Origin of the sequence: Cellulomonas sp. IC4_254 (assembly GCF_011603975.1) — a bacterium.
Classification (GTDB): Bacteria; Actinomycetota; Actinomycetes; order Actinomycetales; family Cellulomonadaceae; genus Cellulomonas.
Window position 1 is genome coordinate 1 of sequence record NZ_JAANNB010000022.1, and the last position, 21323, is coordinate 21323.

Here is a 21323-nt window from a genome sequence, read left to right on the forward strand (position 1 = left end):
TGGTGATCGAGGTAGTTCTGGACGGCGGTGGTCGCGGTGAGGCTGGCGGGGAAGAACAAGCAGCGGCCGGCGTACCGGGTCGTCAGCACTCGGGGTGGGCCGGGGTGGCCCTGCGTCTCGCGGATGGTCAGGTCGCGACGGACCGTGGCCTGCGGTGACGTCCCGGTGTAGGTGAGACCTCCGAGGGCGCGGACGCCGTGGATGATCTCCTCGGCCGTCAGTGCTCGTTGGGAGGCCAGCACGACGCGGATGGCGGTCTCGGCGTGCGCATCGGCGCAGCAAGAGCCCGAGCGCACCTCCGACGGGGCTGTGGTCGCTCCTGGTGTCGGCCGAGCGCGGCGGGTTCGTCTCCTACGGCATGTGGCGCAAGAAGCTGGACCCCGCGCGCAAGGCGAGCGGGGTGGACCTCACCGCGCACGAGCTGCGTCACGTCGCGGCGAGCATCCTGTTCGCCGCGAAGGGCGACGACTGGGGTCTCATCCAGGAGCAGATGGGGCACGAGAGCGCGCAGGAGACCGAGCGGATCTACAAGCACGTGTTCCGCGGTGATCGCTCCGCCGTCGCCCGCATGCTGGGGGCGAAGATCGACGAGCTGCGGATGGGGGACGTGGCCACGGGCGACCCCGACCAGTGGTGACGAGCACAGCCGGCGAGGCCTCCAGGTCGACTGACCTGGGGGCCTCCTCCGTCTTCGGGCCTCGCGGTGGGCCCGTGCGGGCATTGCGCCGCATGGATCGGCCAGGACTGTCTCTCGCATGAACACCAGACACGCGAACCCGCGTCCCAAGATGAAGTCCCTGCTCGTGCCGCTCGCCGAGGTGCGCGCGGGCGACACGATCCGCACCGTCCCGGTGCCCGGAACCGTGGAAGTGGTGCGTCAGGACACCGACGCCCGCGGTGCCCTGGGGTGGCTGATCCTCGCCCCCGACACCCTGGACGGGCAGCCGACCTGCTCCGTCTACTTCGGCACCCGCACCGACGCGATGCGTGAGGTCGCGCGTCGGCGCGCCGCCGCTCCTGACCTCGACCTCCCGCAGTACGCGGTCCGCGTCGTCCTCGACGAGTCCGCGGTTGAGGCGCTCGCCACGGCCGTGGACCAGACCTGGCCGATGCCGCGGTGGGCCGCCGACCTGTATGGGCCCGGGGGAGAGGGTCGGGGCGACATCGTGCGACTCCTGGCGCAGTCGGGGCGGAGGCTGCCCGAGCTGCTGCAGATGTCGGCGTCGGAGGCGTCGCTGATCGTCGAGACCGGGCTCCCGGGGGCGCGCGAGGTCGTGGACCGGCTCGAGGTGTTCCGTGCGCGCGGTCTCGCGAGGCAGCGCGCCCAGGACGCCCGCCAGGACGAGGGCGGGCCCGTCCGCACGAACGCGTCGTCGGCTGACCGGTGGACGGGCCTGGTGGTGGGAGACAGGGGCTCGAACCTCTCCGTCGGGCACCTCCGGATGCGACTCGCTCGAGCAGGTGCGCTGTGCGGTGCCGGCTTCGACGTGCACAGCCTCCGCCACTTCGGTCTCAGGGCGCTCTGGAAGGGACGCGCCGTGTCCGACGAGTAGTCGCGAAGGAACGAGCCGCCGAGGCCCCAGGTCATCTGACCTGGGGCCTCGGCCGTTCTTGGCCCCTTCGGTCGATGACTGTGGTCTGGGTGCACGGATGATCGACCGAAGCGGCCCAGCACGGGCGAGGGCCCGACCGGTGCGGTCGGGCCCTCGTGGATGGTGCGTGGTGCGGTGTCAGTGTCGGCGCGAGGTCCAGAGCGGGATCATCCCGCCGCCGACCGCCGCCGTGATGAGCTCGTGCAGTCGACTTGCCACCTCGAGCGCGTCACTCGCCTCCTCGGGCGTGGGCACGGACGCGGTGTACGCGTACTGATCCAGTCCGCGGGTGTGGGCCATGCGCCGCGCTGCGTTCACGATCTGGGCCGGGACGACCTTCTCGAGCTGTCCCAGTGACGCGTCGATGACCGCCCGGTGGTGGCCGGGTCGGCTGGTGACGCGAAGGCCCTGGTGGTTGAGGAACCCGTCCAGGGTGGTGCGGAGCGCCTCGTAGGCGATGTCGTACGCGTTGCGCGGCAGGTCCGCGTTCAGTAGGACACCTGCAGCGCGGATGTCCTCGCCTGCCTTCTCCAGGGCCGGGGCGGCCATCGCGGTCGCGGCCTGGTCCTGCACCAGTGCGCTGTCGTCGAGGAGCTGGGTGACGACCGCGTCACCTGCGCTCAGGTCGAGCATCGGTTCTCCTTTCCGTGAGGTTCGCCTGACCGTGCGTGCTCCGTGAGGTTCGCCTGACCGTGCGTGCTCCGTGAGGTTCGCCTGACCGTGCGTGCGTAGCGGCGCGAGCAACGCGATGAGGGCGCCCCGGGTGGGGGCGCCCTCGCGTAGGGGTCACGCGCTCTGGCGTCGCATCGACTCCAGGAACTGGTCCATGGCCGCGAAGTCGGGGCGGCTCTGGGAAGGGGCGGGAAGGGGCGTGTGCCGCACCCGTACCGACGGCTTGGTGGAGATCGCGCTGAGGAACGCCTGGCCCCCAGGCGAGGGAGCGGCGGCGTCGATGAGGGTCGGGTGGACCTCGATACCCAGGCGCTGGGTGGCGCGCTTGGCTGCCTCGGCGACCTGCAGAGGGTCGGCGCCGGCCGTGCGGACCAAGAGGTCGATGTCCCGCGGCGCCGGGCCCTTGACCCCGCTGACCCGGGCGGCCCACGAGCCGAAGATCCGGAGCTCCTTGATGCCGCCGACAGCCCGGAACTCATGCGCCAGAACTGCTGGGGGCTCCATGCTCATCTCGATCAGGTCGCGGACCAACGGAACCGCCGGGGAGCTGTTGTTGGCCACAGCCAGCCTGGCGCGCCCCTGCCGCACGGTCGTCACGAGCTGGTCAGCCTCGAGGTCGTCCAGCGTCCGCGAGACGGTCGCGTGGTTCGCACCCGTCTTGCTGGCCAGCTCGGCGACGGACTGCGGATCGTCTGCGGTCAGGACCTCCCAGGCCAGTGCGGTCACGGAGGCGGACCGGAACATGCTGAACGTCTGTGGTGTGCGCACGGGCCCACCTCCTTTCGTCGTCGTCGACCACAGTGCCTGCTCCGAGCCTACCCGCAATCGTGCGTTTTTCGCACGGGTCCCCGGCTGCTCTGGGGCGCTACCTGCCCACGCCTGACCGACGCCCCGGTCGCCTAGTCGTCGTTCAGACGCTGAACGCGCCGGTCACGGGCCGTCCGGTCATCTTCTGCGAGCTTCACGCACGCGGTGCACGACGGGACACGATCGGTCGCGTACGTGGAGTCCGGGCCTCTGTCGAGGTTCACGAGGTGCCGCTGCTCGGACCCGTTCTCGCACAGCGCGGCCCAAGCATGACGCTGCAGCCGCGGGGTGATGAGGTCCTCGGTGACCAGGACATGGTCCTTGCCCGTGACCACCGGATGGCCGACGCACCCACGATGCTGTCCCCGCACCAGCTTCCTCCGGAGGCTGGCGGGCAGCCCCAGCAGCGTGCACGCGCCTACATGCTCGGTGTGCACGTCGCCGGCCCCCCGTCGAGCCCGGCGACCTGGTTGCGCCGCCCGCAGACATCGACGCGGTCGTCGACGCCGTGGGTGGGTGGAACCCCGACGAGTGGGTCGTGGCGGAGGTCCTCGACTCCGACGACACGATCGCCGACCTCGACCAGTACGTCATCTCCGAGGCTCGCATCTGCATCGTCAGGGCCCACAGGTCGCGGTCGGCTGCGGTCGACTGCGCGGAGCGGGCCTGGAACTCCAGCGCTGACGGGACTGTGGCAGGTCGTGCACGGTGACGTCGGCGCCCTCCAGCGTGATCGGGCGAGCGAGCCACGCGTCGATGACGCCGGCGTGCTGCAAGTTCCCTCCTCCAGTCGAGGCAGGAGGAGGAACTGAGGCGAAGCATCGTGCACCGTGCACCACGGTCATCGACCGAAGCGGCGTTCTTGGGTCCGGGGCCGAGCGGGTTCCCTCGCCGGCCCTCGGCGCGAGCCCGAGCCAGTCGTCGAGGCAGGAACGACGGGAGTACGCCAGCCGGCGCACGGAGCGCCCCGCGCAGCTTGGGGTCAGTGCTCGAGACGTCGCCGGCGTCGACGTCGCCTCCACCCGTCACTTCGAAGCGGCACGTCGTCGCCCGATAGGCAGGGTGCGGCCGGGCGAGAACCCCGCCGACAGGCGAGTGACGGTCGGAGGGCCTGGCGTGATCGGTGCCGCACCAGGCACCGCGCGGGTCTCGCCGGGAGTGCGCCCTGAGGGTCGAGAGCCGCAGGGAAAGTCGAGGGAACGGATGACCGCTTCCCTGGACATGGCAAGAGCCCCAGATCTGTGACCTGGGGCTCTGCTGGTGGGCGATACTGGGATCGAACCAGTGACCTCTTCCGTGTCAGGGAAGCGCGCTACCGCTGCGCCAATCGCCCGGGTGTTGCTACTACGAGGTGGAGATGGGATTCGAACCCACGTATACGGCTTTGCAGGCCGCTGCCTCGCCTCTCGGCCACTCCACCCTGAGACCTCAGTCCTCAGCGACCGAAAGGTCGGCCGGGAGTGTCTGCCTCCGAGCGGACGACGGGATTCGAACCCGCGACCCTCACCTTGGCAAGGTGATGCTCTACCACTGAGCCACGTCCGCGCGCCTGTCCCACCGGTTCTCACCGGCGTTCCTGGTGCGTCGAGAACATTAGCCGACTTCCGAGGCGGGAGTCCAATTGGCTGACCAGGGGCCCGGAGTCCCGCGTGATGACGCGGATGTGGCCCCTCAGCAGGGGCATCGGGCGGCAGGAGGCCCCGGACGGGGTCGTGCGACCTGCGCCACACCGCCGCGGCGCACCTCCGCCCGGCGGCTGGCTAGCGTGGCCCCCGTGACTCCTCCCGACGCCCCCGCGGCGCCGTCGACCCCCGCCGCCGGCGTCGCCTGGTTCGGCGGCCGGCTGCTCCGCGACCCCGTCGAGCACGTGGCGGACGTCGCCCGCGAGCCCGCGCGGCTGCGCGCGCCGGGGCACTGGGTGCTGGTGGGGGACTTCGAGGGCCCGGTCGGGGCGTGGCGGTTCCGGACGAGCGACCCGGGCCGGGCCGCGGACGCCTCCGCCGACGCCCCGGGCGCCACCGCCTGGCGCGGCCCCGACGCCGGCGCCTGGACGACCTCCCTCGACGAGCCCGCCTACGTCGCCGCCGTCGCCGCGGTGCGCGCGGCGGTCCGGGAGGGTGACGTCTACCAGGCGAACCTCTGCCGGGTCCTGTCCGCCCCGCTGCCGGTGCGCGAGGGGCGCGAGCCGGACGCCCGGGCGCTCGGCGCTCGCCTCGCCGCGGGTAACCCGGCGCCCTACGCCGGCGGCGTGCACGTGCCGGCCGGGGGAGCGGTGCCGCCGGTCTGGGTGGTCACGGCCTCGCCGGAGCTCTACCTCCGGGTCGAGGACGGCTGGGTGACGTCCGCGCCGATCAAGGGCACCGCGCCGACCGCGGCCGGCCTGACCGCCAAGGACCGCGCGGAGAACGTGATGATCACCGACCTGGTGCGCAACGACCTGCAGCGGGTCTGCGAGCCGGGCACGGTCGAGGTGACCACCCTGCTCGGCGTCGAGGAGCACCCCGGGCTGGTGCACCTGGTGTCCACCGTGCGTGGACGGCTGCGTGCCGACGTGCGGGACGCCGCGGACCTGTGGGCGCGGCTGCTGGGTGCGACGTTCCCGCCCGGGTCGGTCTCCGGCGCCCCGAAGTCCTCGGCCCTCGACCTGATCCGCCGGCTGGAGCCGGTGCCGCGCGGCCCGTACTGCGGCGCCGTCGGCTGGGTCGAGGTCGCCGACGACGGGGCGGTGCGCGCGGAGCTCGCGGTCGGCATCCGCACGTTCGTCTGGCGCGACGGGGTGCTGCGGTTCGGCACCGGCGCGGGGATCACGTGGGGGAGCGACCCGGACGCGGAGTGGGCGGAGACGGAGCTGAAGGCGCTCCGGCTGGTCGGCCTGGCGTCCGGCGGGCCGGTGGCAGGATGACCGCCGTGACGAGCGTCGTGTGGGCCGGCGGCCGGCTGCGCGACCCGCGCGAGCCCGTCGTGGCGGGCACCGACCCGGGCTACACGACCGGGCTGGGCCTGTTCGAGACCTGCGCGGTGGTCGGCGGCCGGGCGTTCGCCCTCACCCGGCACCTGGACCGGCTCGCCTCCTCGAGCGCCGCGCTCGGGCTGCCGCCGGTCGACGACGCGGAGGTCCGGTCGGCCGTCGCGGCGGTGCTGGCGGCGAGCGGGCCCGAGGTGGGCCGGCTGCGCGTCACCGTGACCGCGGGCCCCCCGGCGGCCGAGCCGGGCGGCCCGGGCGGCGGCCCGGCCCTCGTCGTCGCCGCCGGCCCCGCGCCCGTGCGCGGCCCGGCCCACGTCGTCCGGTCGCCCTGGGTCCGCAACGAGCGGTCGCCGCTGGCCGGGCACAAGTCGACCTCCTACGCCGCGGACGTCCTCGCGCTGGCCGCGGCGGTGCGCGCCGGCGGGAACGAGGCGCTGCTGGCGAACACCCGCGGGGCGCTGTGCGAGGGCGCGACGTCGAACGTGCTGGTGGAGGTCGGCGACGAGCTGCTCACGCCGGCGCTGTCCTCGGGCTGCCTGCCCGGCGTGACCCGCGCGCTGGCGCTGGCGTGGGCGGCGGAGGCCGGCCTGCCGGTCCGCGAGGCGCGCGAGGACGAGCTGCCGTGGCGGGTGGTCGACGACGTGCTCGCCGGGCGCGCCGGGCTGGCGCTGGCCGGGTCGCTGCGCGGCGTCGTCGGCGTCGAGGTGGTCGAGGGCGCGCCCGTGGCGGTGGGGCCGGTCACCGCCGCGCTCGTCTCCCTGTTCCGGGCGCGCGCCGCCGACGACCTGGACCCGTAGGCCCGGGTCCGCGAGGACGACCCGTCAGGCGGTGAGGAGCGCCGCGATGAGGGCGGCGATCTCGCCCTCCATGCGGTCGCTCTCGGTGCCGAGGGCGACGAGCTGCTCGGTGGCGGTGAGGAACCGCTCGAGGGGCTCGGACGGGGACGCGAGCAGCGCGCTGCCCTCGATGCCCGTGAGCGAGATCAGGGTGAACATCGGGTCCTCGTCGCGCCACACCTGGACGTCGCCGCAGCCGGCGGGGTCCTCGGCGTCGGCGAGCATGCCCTGGAGCAGCAGCTCGCGGCCGAGCAGCCACACGGAGGTGGACTGCGGCGAGGTGAACACGGCGCGGACCGTGTAGGGGTCGCTCACGCGGTAGGACAGCTCCGCGGTGACAGGCAGGACGCTGGCATCGGAGCTGATGAGCTGCATGGCGACGGTCTCGACGACGTCGTACGAGCGCTGGGCCACCGCATCCTCCTTCACACACGTCTCGCGAGAAGACCATCATGACGCACGGGTCGCCAGGAACGGAGGTCCCGGGCCGAACTTCACCCACCCGGACGCCTCACCCCGTGGCACCCGCGGCCGACGGCGCGCGACCGGCGCCCGGGAGGTGCCGCTCCAGGAGCGGGACGCCGAGCCGATTTCGGATCCGCGCCCCGGGTCGGGTAATGTTCTCGTCTGCCGGGCGATTGGCGCAGTGGTAGCGCGCTTCGTTCACACCGAAGAGGTCACTGGTTCGAACCCAGTATCGCCCACCGGCTCGAAGGCCCCGGTCCCGCAGCGGACCGGGGCCTTCGTCGTGCCGCGACCACGCCACCGGGTGACCGGTCGGTAGCATCGACCCGGACCCCGCGCGCGAGGCGCGGGCCCGACCGGAGGAGACCCCGCAGTGTCCGAGCTCATCACCCTCACCGTCGACGGCACCAGCACCACGGCCGAGGCGGGGACCACGGGCACGGACCTGTTCGCCGCTCGCCGCGACGTGGTCGTCGTGCGGGTCGACGGGGACCTGTGGGACCTGTTCCGCCCGCTCCCCGACGGCGCGGTCGTCGAGGCCGTCACGGTCGACTCGCCGGACGGCCTGGCCGTGCTGCGCCACTCGGCCGCGCACGTGCTCGCGCAGGCGGTGCAGGAGGTCAACCCGAAGGCGAAGCTGGGCATCGGCCCGCCCGTGACCGACGGCTTCTACTACGACTTCGACGTCGAGGAGCCGTTCACCCCCGAGGACCTCAAGGCCCTCGAGAAGGTCATGTCCCGGATCGTCAAGGAGAACCAGACGTTCCGCCGGGTCGAGGTCACGGACGACGAGGCGCGCGCGCTGGCCGCGGACGAGCCGTACAAGCTCGAGCTGATCGGCCTCAAGTCCACCGCCGACACGGCGGGGGAGGGCGCCTCCGTCGAGGTCGGCGCCGGCGGCCTGACCTACTACCAGAACGTGCGCGGCGCGGGCCGGGAGACCGAGACGGTCGTCTGGCAGGACCTGTGCCGCGGCCCGCACGTGCCCAGCACCAAGGTGCTCGGCAGCGGCTTCCAGCTGACTCGCTCGGCCGCCGCGTACTGGCGGGGGAGCGAGAAGAACCCGCAGCTGCAGCGGATCTACGGCACGGCGTGGCCCACCAAGGACGAGCTCAAGGCGTACCTGGAGCGCGTGGCCGAGGCCGAGCGCCGCGACCACCGCCGGCTGGGCACCGAGCTCGACCTGTTCTCGTTCCCGGACGAGATCGGCTCGGGCCTGGCGGTGTTCCACCCCAAGGGCGGCATCATCCGGATGGAGATGGAGGAGTACAGCCGGCGCAAGCACGTCGAGGCGGGCTACTCGTTCGTCAACTCGCCGCACATCACCAAGCAGCAGCTGTTCGAGATCTCGGGCCACCTGGACTGGTACGCGGACGGCATGTACCCGCCCATGCAGCTGGACGAGGAGCGCGACGCCGAGGGCAACATCAAGCGCGCGGGGCAGAACTACTACCTCAAGCCGATGAACTGCCCGATGCACAACCTGATCTTCGACTCCCGGGGGCGCTCGTACCGCGAGCTGCCGCTGCGGCTGTTCGAGTTCGGCACGGTGTACCGGTACGAGAAGTCCGGCGTGGTGCACGGCCTGACCCGCGCCCGCGGCTTCACGCAGGACGACGCGCACATCTACTGCACCCGCGAGCAGATGAAGGGCGAGCTCACCAGCCTGCTCACCTTCGTCCTCGACCTGCTCAAGGACTACGGCCTGGACGACTTCTACCTGGAGCTGTCCACCCGGAACCCGGAGAAGTCGGTCGGCGAGGACGCGGCCTGGGAGGAGGCGACCGAGACGTTGCGCCAGGTCGCCACCGAGTCCGGCCTCGAGCTGGTCCCGGACCCGGGCGGCGCCGCGTTCTACGGCCCGAAGATCTCCGTCCAGGCGAAGGACGCGATCGGCCGCACCTGGCAGATGTCGACGATCCAGCTCGACTTCAACCTGCCGGAGCGGTTCGACCTCGAGTACACGGCCGCCGACGGCACCCGGCAGCGCCCGGTGATGATCCACCGCGCGCTGTTCGGCTCGATCGAGCGGTTCTTCGCGGTGCTCACCGAGCACTACGCGGGCGCGTTCCCGGCCTGGCTCGCGCCGGTCCAGGTGCTCGCGGTGCCGGTGGCCGAGCCGTTCGAGCCGTACCTCGAGGACGTCGTGGCCCAGCTGCGCGCCCAGGGCATCCGCGCCGAGCTCGACCGGTCCAGCGACCGGTTCGGCAAGAAGATCCGCAACGCCAGCACGCAGAAGATCCCGTTCGTGCTCATCGCGGGCGGCGAGGACGCCGAGGCGGGTGCGGTGTCGTTCCGGTACCGGGACGGCCGCCAGGAGAACGGCGTGCCGGTGGCGGAGGCCGTGCAGCGCGTCGTGGCCGCGGTGCGCGAGCACGCGCAGGTCTGACGCGGTGACCGAGCACGACGACGCGCGGCCCCCGGGGGCGGCGGCGCCCGAGGACGGCGCCGCCCTCCCGGGCGTGCCCGACGGCTTCGGCCGGCTGTGGACCCCGCACCGGATGGCGTACATCGGCGGGGAGAACAAGCCGGCCGACGGCTCGGCCGGGGACGGCTGCCCGTTCTGCCGCATCCCCGCGCTGTCCGACGAGGACGGCCTGGTCGTCGCGCGCGGCGCGGTCGCCTACGTCGTGCTCAACCTGTACCCGTACAACGGCGGGCACGTCCTGGTGGTCCCGTACCGGCACGTGGCCGACTACACCGACCTCACGCCGGACGAGGTCGCCGAGGTCGCGGAGCTGACCCGCACGGCCATGCGCGTGCTGCGCGAGGTCAGCGGTCCCCACGGCTTCAACCTGGGCATGAACCAGGGCGCCGTGGCGGGCGCCGGCATCGCGGCGCACCTGCACCAGCACGTGGTGCCGCGCTGGTCCGGCGACAGCAACTTCCTGCCGATCGTCGGCCGCACCCGCGCGCTGCCGGAGCTCCTGCACGACACCCGGGCACGCCTCGCGGCGGCCTGGCCCGCGGACCACGTCGCCACCGGCGACCAGAAGGGATGACCGGCCCGTGCTGAACGGACTGCGGGGAGCCATGACGCGGCTCTTCACCCCGGTGGCGGACGCGCTGCTCAAGCGCGGCGTCTCCCCGGACGCCGTGACCATCACCGGCACCGTCGCCGTCGTGGCGGCGGCCCTGTGGCTGTACCCGGCGGGGCACTTCCTGGCGGCGAGCCTGGTGATCGCGCTGTTCGCGCTGACCGACAGCCTGGACGGGGTCATGGCGCGGCGCGCCGGCCGGTCCGGGCCGTGGGGCGCGTTCCTCGACTCGACGCTGGACCGGTTCGGCGACGCGGCGATCTTCTCCGGCCTGGTGCTGTGGTTCGTGCACGGCAGCGACTCGTCCTGGGCGGGCTGGGGCTCGGGCCTGGCGCTGGCGTGCCTGGTGCTCGGCGCGATCGTGCCGTACGCCCGGGCCCGCGCCGAGGGGCTCGGGATGACCGCCGCGGTGGGGATCGCCGAGCGCGCCGACCGGCTCGCGACGGTGCTGGTCGCGACCGCCCTGGTCGGCGTGGGCGTGCCGGAGCCGGTGCTGGTCGTGGTGCTGGGGCTGCTGGCCGTGGCGTCGCTCGTGACGGTCGTGCAGCGCGTGCTCACGGTCCGGCGCCAGGCGCTGGGGGCGGCGTGAGGCGCCCGCAGGTGGACGTCGCCCGGCTGTTCGCGTTCGCGTGGCGGGTCGTCGGCAAGGTCCCGGACCCGGTCGTGCGCGGCGTCTTCCGGCTGGTCGCCGACGTGGTGTGGCTGCTCCGCGGCGCGGGCGTCCGGCAGCTCGAGGCGAACCTCGGCCGGGTCCGGCCCCAGGCCCGCCCGGACGAGATCCGCCGGCTGAGCCTGCTCGGCATGCGGTCGTACATGCGGTACTACGGCGAGTCGTTCGCGCTGGTCGGCGCGAAGCCGGAGCAGATCGACGCGCGCGTGCGGCTGGTCGACCCGGGTGAGGTCGTCGCGACGATGAACGAGGGCCGGATGGTCGTCATGGCGCTGGGCCACCTGGGCAACTGGGACCTCGCCGGCGCGTGGGCCACCCGCAACCTCGGGCGCACGGTGACCGTCGCCGAGCGGCTGAAGCCGGAGGCGCTGTTCCAGGAGTTCCTCGCGTTCCGCGAGGGCATCGGGCTGGAGATCATCCCGCTGTCCGACGGCGGCGCGGGCGGCGGGGTGTTCCGCGAGCTGGTGCGCACCGCCCGGCAGCCCAGCCCGGGTCTCATCCCGCTGCTCGCGGACCGGGACCTGACCGCCCGCGGCGTCGAGGTCGACCTGTTCGGCGAGCGCGCGCGGGTCGCCGCGGGCCCGGCCGCCCTGGCCGTGGCGACGGGCGCGCCGCTGTGCGCCACCACGATCACCTACGAGCGGCTCACCGGCGCGCGCCGCCGGGCCGCCGGGACCGCGTGGGGCATCGTCATCGAGTTCGGCCGCCTGCTGACGGTCCCGGACGACGTGCCGAAGGCCGACCGCGTCGCCGTGCTCACCCAGGCGTGGGTCGACGACCTCGGCCGCGGCATCGCCCGCACCCCGCAGGACTGGCACATGCTGCAGAAGGTGTTCGTGGCCGACCTCGACCCCGAGCGGTACGCCCGGACCCTCGCGGCGGAGGCCGGGGGAGCCGCCCGGTGATCGCCGGCCTGCCCCCGGGCCCGTCCCGGCCGCTGCGGGTCGGCATCGTCTGCCCGTACTCCTTCGACGTGCCCGGCGGCGTCCAGTTCCACGTCCGGGACCTCGCCGAGGCGCTGATCGGCCGCGGGCACAGCGTGTCCGTGCTGGCCCCCGCCGACGACGAGACCCCGATCCCGGACTACATGACGTCCGCCGGGAAGGCGGTCCCGGTCCGGTACAACGGCTCGGTCGCCCGGCTGGCGTTCGGCCCGCTGACGGCGGCCAAGGTGCGCCGCTGGCTGGAGGCGGGTCAGTTCGACGTGCTGCACCTGCACGAGCCGGCCACGCCGTCGCTGAGCATGCTCGCGCTGTGGATCGCGGACGGCCCCGTCGTCGCGACGTTCCACTCGTCGCTGGTGCGCTCCCGCTCGCTGCAGATCGCCTACCCGCTGGTGCGGCAGTCGCTGGAGAAGATCGGTGCCCGGATCGCGGTGTCCGAGGACGCCCGCCGCACCCTCGTCGAGCACCTGGGCGGCGACGCCGTGGTGATCCCGAACGGCGTGTTCGTGGACGCGTTCGCCGGGGCGCCGACCGACGAGCGCTGGGTCGGCACCCCCGAGGCGCCGACCGTCGTGTTCCTGGGCCGGCTGGACGAGCCCCGCAAGGGCCTGCCCGTGCTGCTCGGCGCCGTCCCGGAGGTGCGGCGGGCGTTCCCGGGCGTCCGGTTCCTGGTGGCCGGTCGCGGCGACACCGGGCCGGCGGAGGTGCGCGAGCTGCTCGGCGACGACGCGGACGCGGTGGAGTTCCTCGGCGGCATCAGCGACGAGGAGAAGGCCCGGCTGCTGGCGTCGGCGGACGTGTACTGCGCGCCGCAGACCGGCGGCGAGTCGTTCGGCATCGTGCTGGTCGAGGCGATGAGCGCCGGCACCGCGGTGCTGGCGTCCGACCTCGGCGCGTTCCGGCGGGTGCTGGACGACGGCGAGGCCGGCGCGCTGTTCCGCACCGGCGACCCGGCCGACCTCGCGCGGGTGCTCGTCGGGCTGGTCGGCGACGCCGAGGGGCGGGCGCGCATCGCCGCCGCGGGGCGGACCGCCGTGGCGCGCTACGACTGGTCCACGGTGACGCACCAGGTGCTCACGGTGTACGAGATGGCGGTCGAGGGCAGCGCCGCGCCGGTGGGCGAGGACCCCACCTCGCGGCGCGGGGCCCGGACGGCGCTGCGCCGCCTGCGGGGTGACGAATGATCAGACCCCACGACATCGTTCGCCGCGCTCACGATCCCGCGGGGGCCCCGAGATGAGCTGGTCGGAGACCGCCGTGCTGGTGGTCGGCGTGCTGCTCGTCGTGCTGTGGTGGTCCTGGCTGGCCGCCTCCCGCATCGACCGGCTGCACCGCAAGGTCGCCGCGTCCCGCGCCGTCGTGGACACCCAGCTGCTCCGCCGGGCGTCGGCGGCGTCCACGCTGGCGGCGTCGGGCGTGCTGGACCCGGTCAGCTCGGTGCTGGTCGGCGAGGCGTCCTGGGCGTCGATCGCCGCCGGGAGCCCGCAGACGCAGGGCATGGCGCGGCTGCCGGCCGAGCTGCGCGGGCCCGAGCGGGTCGACCCCGCCACCGCCGACCGCGGGCTGGTCGAGTCCGAGCTGTCCGCGACGCTGCGCGAGGCGCTGGACGACCCCGAGGAGGTCGCCGCCCTGCGCGAGGAGCCCGGCGCGGCTGAGCTGATCGACGCGCTGGGCGACGCCTGGTACCGGGTGCAGCTCGCACGCCGGTTCCACAACGAGGCCGTGGCCCAGGCGCAGCGGATGCGCCGCGGCTGGGCGGTCCGCACGCTCCGGCTCGCCGGGCGCGCGCCGATGCCGCAGACGCTCGAGCTGGACGACGCGTGGCCCGCCGCGCTCGGCCGTCCCGGGCAGCCGCCGGCCGCCGCCTGACCGCCGGCGCCGGTCGCGCCGCCGGCCCTCCCGGCGCCCGCGCGCGCCCCGTGGACGCCCGCCCGCCGCACCGCCCGGCGCGACTACGATGGGACCCGGAAACTCCCCTGAGCCGAACTGCGAGGACCTCCGTGACCACCGACACCAGCCAGCCCGCCACCGGCACCGACGTCCCCGCGGTGGGCACCGCCCGCGTGAAGCGCGGGATGGCGGAGATGCTCAAGGGCGGCGTGATCATGGACGTCGTCACGGCCGAGCAGGCCAAGATCGCCGAGGACGCCGGCGCGGTCGCCGTCATGGCGCTCGAGCGGGTCCCCGCCGACATCCGCTCGCAGGGCGGCGTCGCGCGGATGAGCGACCCCGACCTGGTCGACGGCATCATCAGCGCCGTCTCGATCCCGGTGATGGCCAAGGCCCGCATCGGCCACTTCGTCGAGGCGCAGGTGCTGCAGAGCCTGGGCGTGGACTACATCGACGAGTCCGAGGTGCTGACCCCGGCCGACTACGCGCACCACATCGACAAGTGGCAGTTCACCGCCCCGTTCGTCTGCGGCGCGACCAACCTGGGCGAGGCGCTGCGCCGCATCACCGAGGGCGCGGCGATGATCCGCTCCAAGGGCGAGGCCGGCACCGGCGACGTGTCGAACGCGACCACCCACATGCGGACCATCCGCGACGAGATCCGCCGGCTGTCCTCGCTGCCCGAGGACGAGCTGTTCCTCGCCGCCAAGGAGCTGCAGGCGCCGTACGACCTGGTCGTCGAGGTCGCGCGCGCCGGCAAGCTGCCCGTCGTGCTGTTCACCGCGGGCGGCATCGCGACGCCCGCGGACGCGGCGATGATGCGCCAGCTCGGCGCCGAGGGCGTGTTCGTCGGCTCCGGCATCTTCAAGTCGGGCAACCCGGCGCAGCGCGCCGCGGCGATCGTCAAGGCCACCACCTTCTACGACGACCCGGACGTCATCGCGAAGGTCTCCCGCGGCCTCGGCGAGGCGATGGTCGGCATCAACGTGGACGACGTCCCGGTGCCGCACCGCCTGGCCGAGCGCGGCTGGTGACCCACCCCGTGCCGACCGACGGCCCGTCGACCCCCTCGGGGGCCGGCGGGCCGTCGCCGTCGGGGGAGGCGTCCGCGGCGGCGACCACCACGTCGTCGCTCGGCCCGGACTGGGTGCTGGGCGACGACGGGCTGCGGTTCCGCCGCGCCGCCCGGGTGCTGCTGCTCGACGCCGAGGACCGGCTGCTGCTGGTCCGCGGGCACGACGTCGACCAGCCCGAGCGGTCCTGGTGGTTCACCGTCGGCGGCGGCATCGACCCGGGGGAGTCCGCGCGGGAGGCGGCCCTGCGCGAGCTCCGCGAGGAGACGGGCCTGGTGCTGGACGGTGCGGCGCTGGTCGGCCCGGTGCTGACCCGGTCCGCGCTGTTCGACTTCTACGCCGAGCACTGCCGGCAGGACGAGGAGTTCTTCCTGGCGCGGGTGACCGACGCGCTGGACACCGCGACGGTCGCGCGCGACGGGTGGACCGAGGTCGAGCTCGACGTGCTGGACGAGCTGCGCTGGTGGCACCTCGACGACCTGGCCGCCGAGACCCGCGAGGTGTTCCCCGAGGGGCTGCCCGACCTGGTCCGCCCGCTGCTGGCCGGCTGGGACGGCTCGGTGCGGCACCTGGGGCTGCAGCGCGACGACTGACGTTACCGGGCAGTAACGTCCGGGGCCCGATCTCGGCTAGGGTCGGCCGGTGCCCATCTCCACCTCGCCCGTGACCCGCATGCACCGCAGCGGCATCCGCACCCTCATGGAGCTCGCCATGCGCGACCCGGAGGCGATCCGCCTGGAGATCGGCGAGCCCGACGTGCCGACGCCCGCGCACGTCGTGGCCGCCGCGGGCCGGGACGCCGCCGCGGGGCACACCGCGTACACCTCGAGCACGGGCACCCCCGAGCTGCGCGCCGCGCTCGCCGAGAAGGTGCGCCGGGTCAACGGCCTGGACGTCACCGCCGCCGACGTGGTCGTCACGCACGGCGCCATGCACGGCCTGGCCATGGCGATCAACGCGCTCGCCGGCCCCGGCGACCAGGTGCTGCTGCCCGACCCCGAGTTCCCGAACTGGCGGATGGCCGCGGTCGCCGCGGGCGTCGACGTCGCGACCTACCCCGCGCACGCGGCGAGCGGCTTCGTGCCGACGCTCGCCGACATCGCCGCGGCGATCACGCCGGCCACCCGCGTGATCGTGGTCTGCTCCCCGAACAACCCGACCGGCGCCATGTACCCGCCGGAGCTGCTGGCCGGGGTCGTCGAGCTGGCCCGGGAGCGGGACCTGTGGGTGTTCTCGGACGAGTGCTACGAGGCGATCACCTTCGACCGCCCGCACGCCAGCCCCGCCGCCTTCGACACCGACGGCCGGGTGCTCACCTTCTTCAGCTTCTCCAAGACCTACGCGATGACCGGCTGGCGGCTCGGCTACGTGGTGTCCCGGGACCCGGGCGTGATCGACCTGCTCGGCCAGGTCGCCGAGGCGACGGTCGCCTGCCCGTCCTCGGTCAGCCAGCGGGCCGCGCTCGCCGCGCTGACCGGGCCGCAGGACGACGTGGCCGCGGCGGTCGACTCGTACCGGGAGCGGCGCGACGCCGCGGTGGCGCTGCTCGACGCGCGCGGCATCCCGTCGGTCCGGCCGCAGGGCGCGTTCTACCTCATGGTCGACGTGTCGGCCGCGATGGCGGACTCCGAGGCGTTCGCGCTCCGGCTGCTCGCCGACCGCCACGTCTCGGTGTCGCCGGGGTCGGCGTTCGGCCCGGGCGGCGAGGGCATGGTGCGGGTGTCGCTGGCCGCCGAGCGCGGCGCGCTGCTCGCGGGCCTGTCCCGGCTGGCCGACGCGGTGGCGGACTGGTCCGGCGCGGGCGGGGCGGCCGCGGCCGTCGTCGGCGGTGCGCTGGCCGGCGTCGCGGATTCGTAGGATGTGCGGGTGACCGCCACCCCCACCATCGGTGTCCTGGCCCTGCAGGGCGACGTCCGCGAGCACCTGGCCGCGCTGCGCGCCTCCGGGGCGGAGGCCGTCCCCGTGCGCCGCGAGTCCGAGCTCGACGCCGTCGACGGCCTGGTGCTGCCCGGCGGCGAGTCGACGGTGATCGACAAGCTGCTGCGGGCGTTCGACCTCGACGGGCCGGTCCGGACCCGGCTGGAGGCGGGCATGCCCGCCTATGGCTCGTGCGCCGGCATGATCCTGCTCGCGGACCGGATCGTCGGCGGCATCGACGGCCAGCGCACGCTCGGCGGGCTCGACGTCACGGTGCGGCGCAACGCGTTCGGGCGCCAGGTCGACTCGTTCGAGACCGACCTCGAGATCGACGGCGTCCCGGACAGCGCGACGGACCCGGTGCACGCCGTGTTCATCCGGGCGCCCTGGGTCGACGAGGTCGGCCCGGCGGCCACCGCGCTCGCCCGCGTGGAGTCGGGGCCCGCCGCCGGTAGGATCGTCGCGGTGCGCCAGGGCTCGTTGCTCGCCACGTCCTTCCACCCGGAGGTGACGGGGGACACGCGGGTGCACCGGCTGTTCGTCGAGATCGTCCGCGACGCCCTGTGAGAGCGGGGGCGTGACCCGCTGCCGGGTCGCGCCGCACCGCCGGCCCGGGCAGCGCCGCCGGCGGCGCGGAAAACGAGAGGGAAGCGATGTCGGGTCACTCCAAGTGGGCCACCACCAAGCACAAGAAGGCCGTGATCGACGCGAAGCGCGGCAAGCTCTTCGCGAAGCTCATCAAGAACATCGAGGTCGCCGCGCGCACCGGCGGTGGTGACCCCGCGGGCAACCCGACGCTGTTCGACGCCATCCAGAAGGCCAAGAAGACCTCGGTCCCGAACGACAACATCGAGCGCGCGGTCAAGCGCGGCTCGGGTGCCGAGGCCGGCGGCGCGGACTACCAGACGATCCTCTACGAGGGCTACGGCCCCGGCGGCGTCGCGTTCCTGGTCGAGTGCCTCACCGACAACCGGAACCGCGCGGCGGCCGACGTGCGCGTCGCGTTCACCCGCAGCGGCGGCCAGATGGCCGACCCGGGCTCGGTGGCGTACCTGTTCTCGCGCAAGGGCGTCGTGATGGTCCCCAAGGAGGGCACCACCGAGGACGACGTCATGCTCACCGTGCTCGACGCGGGCGCCGAGGAGGTCAACGACGCGGGCGAGGCCTTCGAGGTGCTGTCCGAGGCGACCGACCTCGTCAAGGTGCGCACCGCGCTGCAGGAGGCCGGCATCGAGTACGACTCGGCCGACGTCGTGTTCTACCCGGCGACCCAGATCGAGGTGGACGCCGAGGGCGCCCGCAAGATCCTGCGGCTGATCGACGCGCTCGAGGACTCGGACGACGTGCAGAACGTCTACGCGAACTTCGACGCCTCCGACGAGGTCATGGCGGAGCTCGAGGAGGACTGACCCCTCGGCACCCGCCGCGCCGACGACGCCCCGCACCGGATCCGGTGCGGGGCGTCGTCGCGTCCCGGGGGCGCGCTGCTGGGAGGATGGCGGTGTGCGCGTACTCGGTGTGGACCCCGGCCTGACCCGCTGCGGGCTGGGCGTGGTCGACGGGCTGCCCGGCCGGAAGGTGCGGATGGTGGCCGTCGGCGTCGCGCAGAGCCCGCCGTCCGCGGACATCGACCAGCGGCTGCTCGTCATCGCGGCGACGATCGACGAGTGGCTGGAGGAGCACGCCCCCGACGCGCTCGCCGTGGAGCGGGTGTTCGCCCAGCACAACGTCAGCACCGTGATGGGCACGGCCCAGGTGGCCGGCATCGCGATGCTGGCTGCGGCCCGCCGGAAGATCCCCGTCGCCATGCACACCCCGTCCGAGGTGAAGGCGGCGGTCACCGGCAGCGGCCGGGCCGAGAAGCCGCAGGTGCAGTCGATGGTGCAGCGGCTGCTGTCCCTCGACGAGCTGCCCCGTCCCGCCGACGCCGCCGACGCCCTCGCCCTGGCGATCTGCCACCTGTGGCGCCCGGCGGGCGCGGTCGGCGCCCCGCAGCGTGCGCCCGGGTCGATGACCGCGGCGCAGCGCGCGTGGGCGCAGGCGGAGCAGGCGGCCCGCCGGGTCCCGTCCCGCTGACCCGGGGCCGGCGGCACGGCCGCGTGTCGTTCGTACACGTGTTCGCACGCGTGGCAGACTGCACGGCGGGCGCCGGCCACCCCGGCACGCGCGCCCGACTCACTGGGAGGAGCCGGAGTGATCGCCTCGGTGCACGGGACGGTGCGGGCCGTGCGGCTGGACGCCGCGGTGGTGGAGGTCGGCGGCGTCGGCATGCTCGTGCAGGCCACCCCGGCGACGCTCGCGGGCCTGCGGGTCGGCGCGACCGCCACGCTGCACACCTCGCTGGTGGTGCGCGAGGAGTCGCTGACGCTGTTCGGCTTCGCCGACGACGACGAGCGCGAGGTGTTCGAGGTGCTGCAGCAGGTCACCGGCGTCGGGCCGCGGCTCGCGCTGGCGATGCTCGCGGTGCACACCCCGGACGGCCTGCGCCGGGCCGTGGCCACCGAGGACCTGGCCGCGCTCAAGCGGGTGCCGGGCATCGGGCAGAAGGGCGCGCAGCGGATCGTGCTGGAGCTCGCGGACCGGCTGGGCGCGCCCGCCCCGGTCGCCCTCGCCGGGGGCGCGGCGGCGCCGACCGGCCCCGCGGACCGCCGCGACCAGGTGGTCGACGCGCTGGTCGGGCTCGGCTGGAACCAGAAGGCGGCGGCCGACGCGGTCGCCACCGTGCTCGACGGCAGCGACGAGCCGGTCGGGGAGGCGGAGGTCGCGGGCGTGCTGCGCGCGGCGCTGCGCACGCTGGGCGGCGGCCGTGGCTGACGAGGTCGACCTGGGCGTGGACCTCGACCCCGCCGACTCCGTCGTCCGCCCCGGCGCGGACGACCTGGAGCGCGCGGCCGAGGCGGCCCTGCGGCCGCGGCACCTCGACGAGTTCGTCGGCCAGAAGGTGGTTCGCGAGCAGCTGTCGCTCGTGCTGCAGGCCGCCCTCGGCCGCGGCCGGGCCCCGGACCACGTGCTGCTGTCCGGCCCGCCCGGGCTCGGCAAGACCACGCTCGCCATGATCATCGCCGCCGAGCTCGGCACGTCGCTGCGCGTCACCAGCGGCCCCGCGATCCAGCACGCCGGCGACCTCGCCGCGATCCTCTCCTCGCTGGAGGAGAACGAGGTGCTGTTCATCGACGAGATCCACCGGCTCGCCCGGCCCGCCGAGGAGCTGCTGTACGTCGCGATGGAGGACTTCCGGGTCGACGTGGTGGTCGGCAAGGGCGCGGGCGCGAGCGCCATCCCGCTGGCGCTGCCGCCGTTCACGGTCGTCGGCGCCACCACCCGCGCGGGCCTGCTGCCGGCACCGCTGCGCGACCGGTTCGGGTTCACCGGCCACCTCGACTTCTACGCCGACGACGAGCTGGAGCGCGTGCTGATCCGGTCGGCCGGCCTGCTGGGCGTGCCGCTCGCGCACGAGGCGGCCGCCGAGATCGCCTCCCGGTCCCGCGGCACGCCGCGCATCGCCAACCGGCTGCTGCGCCGCGTCCGCGACTGGGCGCAGGTGCGCGGCGACGGCACCCTGTCGCTCGAGGCCGCCCGGGCCGCGCTCGAGGTCTACGAGGTGGACCGCCGCGGCCTCGACCGGCTCGACCGCTCGGTGCTGACGGCGCTGTGCACCCGGTTCGGCGGCGGGCCGGTCGGGCTCACCACGCTCGCCGTCGCGGTGGGCGAGGAGCCCGAGACCGTGGAGACGGTCGCGGAGCCGTTCCTGGTCCGCGAGGGGCTGATCGGCCGCACCCCGCGCGGCCGGGTCGCGACCCCGGAGGCGTGGGCGCACCTGGGGCTGTCCGCGCCGCTGCCGACGGATACGCTGTTCGGCTGAGACCCCGCGCGCCGCGGCGGCACGAACAGGTCCCGCACAGGGAACCGGCGCGCGCCCGCGGTCGTTAGGAGCCCGGAGCCGTGGCGCCTAGACTGCGGCCGACGTCGTACGCAGTCAGGAGCTGTTTCTTCGTGGACCCGACCTTCCTCATCATCCTCGTCATCGGCCTCGGGGCGATGTGGCTGCTGTCCAGCCGCCAGCGCAAGGCGCAGCGGGAGCAGCTCAGCTTCCGCGACAACCTGCAGCCCGGCCAGCGGGTGATGACCGGCTCCGGCATGTACGGCACGGTCGTCGAGGTCGACGGCGACGAGGTCACCCTGGAGTCGACGCCCGGCCAGCAGTCCGTCTGGATCAAGGCCGCGATCGCGCGCCTGGTCGAGCCGCCGGTGGCCGACGAGGACGAGACCGACGAGGCCGACGGCGACGACGCCGAGTGGCGCGACGAGCCGGGCGCCATCCCGCCGGGCCGGATCGACGTCCCGGACGACCTCTCCTCGCTGCAGCCGCCGCGGGACGACGAGGGCCCCGACAGCACCAAGAAGCCCCAGCAGTAGTCGACCGGGCGTCCCGCCCCCGCACGCCGCGGGGGAGG

24 protein-coding genes and 4 tRNA genes are annotated in these 21323 nt (G+C 74.3%); 21 read left to right on the top strand and 7 right to left on the bottom strand.

All coding sequences use genetic code 11. The features are described from left to right. Nucleotides 1–242: hypothetical protein (locus G6556_RS19090; RefSeq protein ID WP_205693003.1), on the bottom strand; the 242-nt coding region annotated here is incomplete at its 3' end. An 80-nt stretch (nt 243–322) separates the two neighbouring features. Between G6556_RS19090 and G6556_RS04005 the strand changes: the two genes are divergently transcribed. Together G6556_RS04005 and G6556_RS04010 are read left to right on the top strand one after the other, a co-directional pair. Next, nucleotides 323–637, top strand: coding sequence for a tyrosine-type recombinase/integrase (locus G6556_RS04005; RefSeq protein WP_166938819.1), 315 nt, complete (start codon nt 323–325; stop codon nt 635–637). A 118-nt stretch (nt 638–755) separates the two neighbouring features. Next, nucleotides 756–1553 (top strand): hypothetical protein, encoded by a 798-nt coding sequence (locus tag G6556_RS04010; protein WP_166938820.1) that lies wholly within the window; start codon nt 756–758, stop codon nt 1551–1553. A 177-nt stretch (nt 1554–1730) separates the two neighbouring features. On the opposite strand, the gene G6556_RS04015 is transcribed toward G6556_RS04010, so the two are convergent. Both G6556_RS04015 and G6556_RS04020 read right to left on the bottom strand, forming a co-directional pair. Then, nucleotides 1731–2225: a HEPN domain-containing protein gene (locus G6556_RS04015; RefSeq protein ID WP_166938822.1), complete on the bottom strand. Its 495-nt coding sequence runs from the start codon at nt 2223–2225 to the stop codon at nt 1731–1733. A 153-nt stretch (nt 2226–2378) separates the two neighbouring features. Beyond that, complete coding sequence (locus G6556_RS04020) at nt 2379–2990, bottom strand: winged helix-turn-helix domain-containing protein (protein WP_166938824.1); 612 nt, start codon at nt 2988–2990, stop codon at nt 2379–2381. A 619-nt stretch (nt 2991–3609) separates the two neighbouring features. On the opposite strand from G6556_RS04020, the gene G6556_RS04025 reads away from it, so the two are divergent. After that, on the top strand, nt 3610–3783 hold the full coding sequence (locus tag G6556_RS04025; protein ID WP_166938825.1) for a hypothetical protein: 174 nt from the start codon (nt 3610–3612) through the stop codon (nt 3781–3783). A 546-nt stretch (nt 3784–4329) separates the two neighbouring features. Here the strand turns inward: G6556_RS04025 and G6556_RS04030 are convergent. The 3 genes from G6556_RS04030 to G6556_RS04040 all read right to left on the bottom strand — a co-directional run bounded on the left by G6556_RS04030 (nt 4330) and on the right by G6556_RS04040 (nt 4616). Beyond that, nucleotides 4330–4404: transfer RNA gene (locus G6556_RS04030), tRNA-Val, on the bottom strand. Between the two features lie 16 nt (nt 4405–4420). Continuing rightward, nucleotides 4421–4491, bottom strand: a tRNA-Cys gene (locus G6556_RS04035). Nucleotides 4492–4544: 53 nt separating this feature from the next. Then, nucleotides 4545–4616, bottom strand: a tRNA-Gly gene (locus G6556_RS04040). Between the two features lie 229 nt (nt 4617–4845). Between G6556_RS04040 and G6556_RS04045 the strand changes: the two genes are divergently transcribed. Both G6556_RS04045 and G6556_RS04050 read left to right on the top strand, forming a co-directional pair. Beyond that, the gene (locus tag G6556_RS04045) at nt 4846–5973 is read left to right on the top strand and encodes a chorismate-binding protein (RefSeq protein ID WP_346774710.1); all 1128 of its coding nucleotides are present in this window, start codon (nt 4846–4848) and stop codon (nt 5971–5973) included. After that, nucleotides 5970–6833 (top strand): aminotransferase class IV, encoded by an 864-nt coding sequence (locus G6556_RS04050; RefSeq protein WP_166938829.1) that lies wholly within the window; start codon nt 5970–5972, stop codon nt 6831–6833. Before G6556_RS04045 ends, G6556_RS04050 begins: the two co-directional genes overlap by 4 nt. A gap of 24 nt (nt 6834–6857) precedes the next feature. Here G6556_RS04050 and G6556_RS04055 read toward each other — a convergent pair whose 3' ends face one another. Continuing rightward, complete coding sequence (locus G6556_RS04055) at nt 6858–7286, bottom strand: SsgA family sporulation/cell division regulator (RefSeq protein ID WP_147793659.1); 429 nt, start codon at nt 7284–7286, stop codon at nt 6858–6860. A 218-nt stretch (nt 7287–7504) separates the two neighbouring features. Between G6556_RS04055 and G6556_RS04060 the strand changes: the two genes are divergently transcribed. From G6556_RS04060 to yajC, 16 genes are all read left to right on the top strand, one after another. Continuing rightward, nucleotides 7505–7576, top strand: a tRNA-Val gene (locus G6556_RS04060). Nucleotides 7577–7710: 134 nt separating this feature from the next. Next, a complete protein-coding gene (thrS, locus tag G6556_RS04065; protein ID WP_166938831.1) occupies nt 7711–9726 on the top strand; it encodes a threonine--tRNA ligase in 2016 nt (671 codons plus the stop codon). A 73-nt stretch (nt 9727–9799) separates the two neighbouring features. Continuing rightward, on the top strand, nt 9800–10339 hold the full coding sequence (locus tag G6556_RS04070; RefSeq protein WP_346774713.1) for an HIT domain-containing protein: 540 nt from the start codon (nt 9800–9802) through the stop codon (nt 10337–10339). Nucleotides 10340–10346: 7 nt separating this feature from the next. After that, nucleotides 10347–10964 carry a phosphatidylinositol phosphate synthase gene (gene pgsA, locus G6556_RS04075; protein WP_166938833.1) on the top strand — a complete coding sequence of 206 codons (618 nt, stop codon included), beginning with the start codon at nt 10347–10349 and terminating at the stop codon, nt 10962–10964. Further along, the gene (locus G6556_RS04080) at nt 10961–11950 is read left to right on the top strand and encodes a phosphatidylinositol mannoside acyltransferase (protein WP_166938834.1); all 990 of its coding nucleotides are present in this window, start codon (nt 10961–10963) and stop codon (nt 11948–11950) included. Before pgsA ends, G6556_RS04080 begins: the two co-directional genes overlap by 4 nt. A gap of 32 nt (nt 11951–11982) precedes the next feature. After that, the gene (locus tag G6556_RS04085) at nt 11983–13173 is read left to right on the top strand and encodes a glycosyltransferase family 4 protein (protein WP_166938858.1); all 1191 of its coding nucleotides are present in this window, start codon (nt 11983–11985) and stop codon (nt 13171–13173) included. A gap of 52 nt (nt 13174–13225) precedes the next feature. Next, a complete protein-coding gene (locus G6556_RS04090) occupies nt 13226–13858 on the top strand; it encodes a hypothetical protein (RefSeq protein WP_166938836.1) in 633 nt (210 codons plus the stop codon). Between the two features lie 131 nt (nt 13859–13989). Next, nucleotides 13990–14913 carry a pyridoxal 5'-phosphate synthase lyase subunit PdxS gene (gene pdxS, locus G6556_RS04095; RefSeq protein WP_166938838.1) on the top strand — a complete coding sequence of 308 codons (924 nt, stop codon included), beginning with the start codon at nt 13990–13992 and terminating at the stop codon, nt 14911–14913. Between the two features lie 113 nt (nt 14914–15026). Continuing rightward, nucleotides 15027–15545, top strand: coding sequence for an NUDIX domain-containing protein (locus G6556_RS04100; protein WP_346774714.1), 519 nt, complete (start codon nt 15027–15029; stop codon nt 15543–15545). A 49-nt stretch (nt 15546–15594) separates the two neighbouring features. After that, a complete protein-coding gene (locus G6556_RS04105; protein ID WP_346774711.1) occupies nt 15595–16809 on the top strand; it encodes a pyridoxal phosphate-dependent aminotransferase in 1215 nt (404 codons plus the stop codon). A gap of 9 nt (nt 16810–16818) precedes the next feature. Beyond that, nucleotides 16819–17436 carry a pyridoxal 5'-phosphate synthase glutaminase subunit PdxT gene (gene pdxT, locus G6556_RS04110; protein WP_166938840.1) on the top strand — a complete coding sequence of 206 codons (618 nt, stop codon included), beginning with the start codon at nt 16819–16821 and terminating at the stop codon, nt 17434–17436. A gap of 86 nt (nt 17437–17522) precedes the next feature. Beyond that, the gene (locus tag G6556_RS04115) at nt 17523–18278 is read left to right on the top strand and encodes a YebC/PmpR family DNA-binding transcriptional regulator (protein ID WP_166938841.1); all 756 of its coding nucleotides are present in this window, start codon (nt 17523–17525) and stop codon (nt 18276–18278) included. Between the two features lie 94 nt (nt 18279–18372). Further along, nucleotides 18373–18945: a crossover junction endodeoxyribonuclease RuvC gene (ruvC, locus tag G6556_RS04120; RefSeq protein WP_346774712.1), complete on the top strand. Its 573-nt coding sequence runs from the start codon at nt 18373–18375 to the stop codon at nt 18943–18945. Between the two features lie 117 nt (nt 18946–19062). Further along, nucleotides 19063–19683, top strand: a complete 621-nt coding sequence (gene ruvA / locus G6556_RS04125; protein ID WP_166938843.1) for a Holliday junction branch migration protein RuvA — start codon at nt 19063–19065, stop codon at nt 19681–19683. Nucleotides 19684–19693: 10 nt separating this feature from the next. Continuing rightward, nucleotides 19694–20731 carry a Holliday junction branch migration DNA helicase RuvB gene (gene ruvB, locus G6556_RS04130; RefSeq protein ID WP_166938863.1) on the top strand — a complete coding sequence of 346 codons (1038 nt, stop codon included), beginning with the start codon at nt 19694–19696 and terminating at the stop codon, nt 20729–20731. 131 nt (nt 20732–20862) lie between these two features. Next, nucleotides 20863–21285, top strand: coding sequence for a preprotein translocase subunit YajC (yajC, locus tag G6556_RS04135; RefSeq protein ID WP_166938845.1), 423 nt, complete (start codon nt 20863–20865; stop codon nt 21283–21285). The last annotated feature ends 38 nt before the right edge of the window (nt 21286–21323 follow it).

Coding starts and splice junctions, on each gene's coding strand:
- G6556_RS04010 (WP_166938820.1), top strand. CDS start 756: ATGAACACCAGACACGCGAACCCGCGTCCCAAGATGAAGTCCCTGCTC.
- G6556_RS04015 (WP_166938822.1), bottom strand. CDS start 2,225: ATGCTCGACCTGAGCGCAGGTGACGCGGTCGTCACCCAGCTCCTCGAC.
- G6556_RS04050 (WP_166938829.1), top strand. CDS start 5,970: ATGACCGCCGTGACGAGCGTCGTGTGGGCCGGCGGCCGGCTGCGCGAC.
- G6556_RS04090 (WP_166938836.1), top strand. CDS start 13,226: ATGAGCTGGTCGGAGACCGCCGTGCTGGTGGTCGGCGTGCTGCTCGTC.
- G6556_RS04115 (WP_166938841.1), top strand. CDS start 17,523: ATGTCGGGTCACTCCAAGTGGGCCACCACCAAGCACAAGAAGGCCGTG.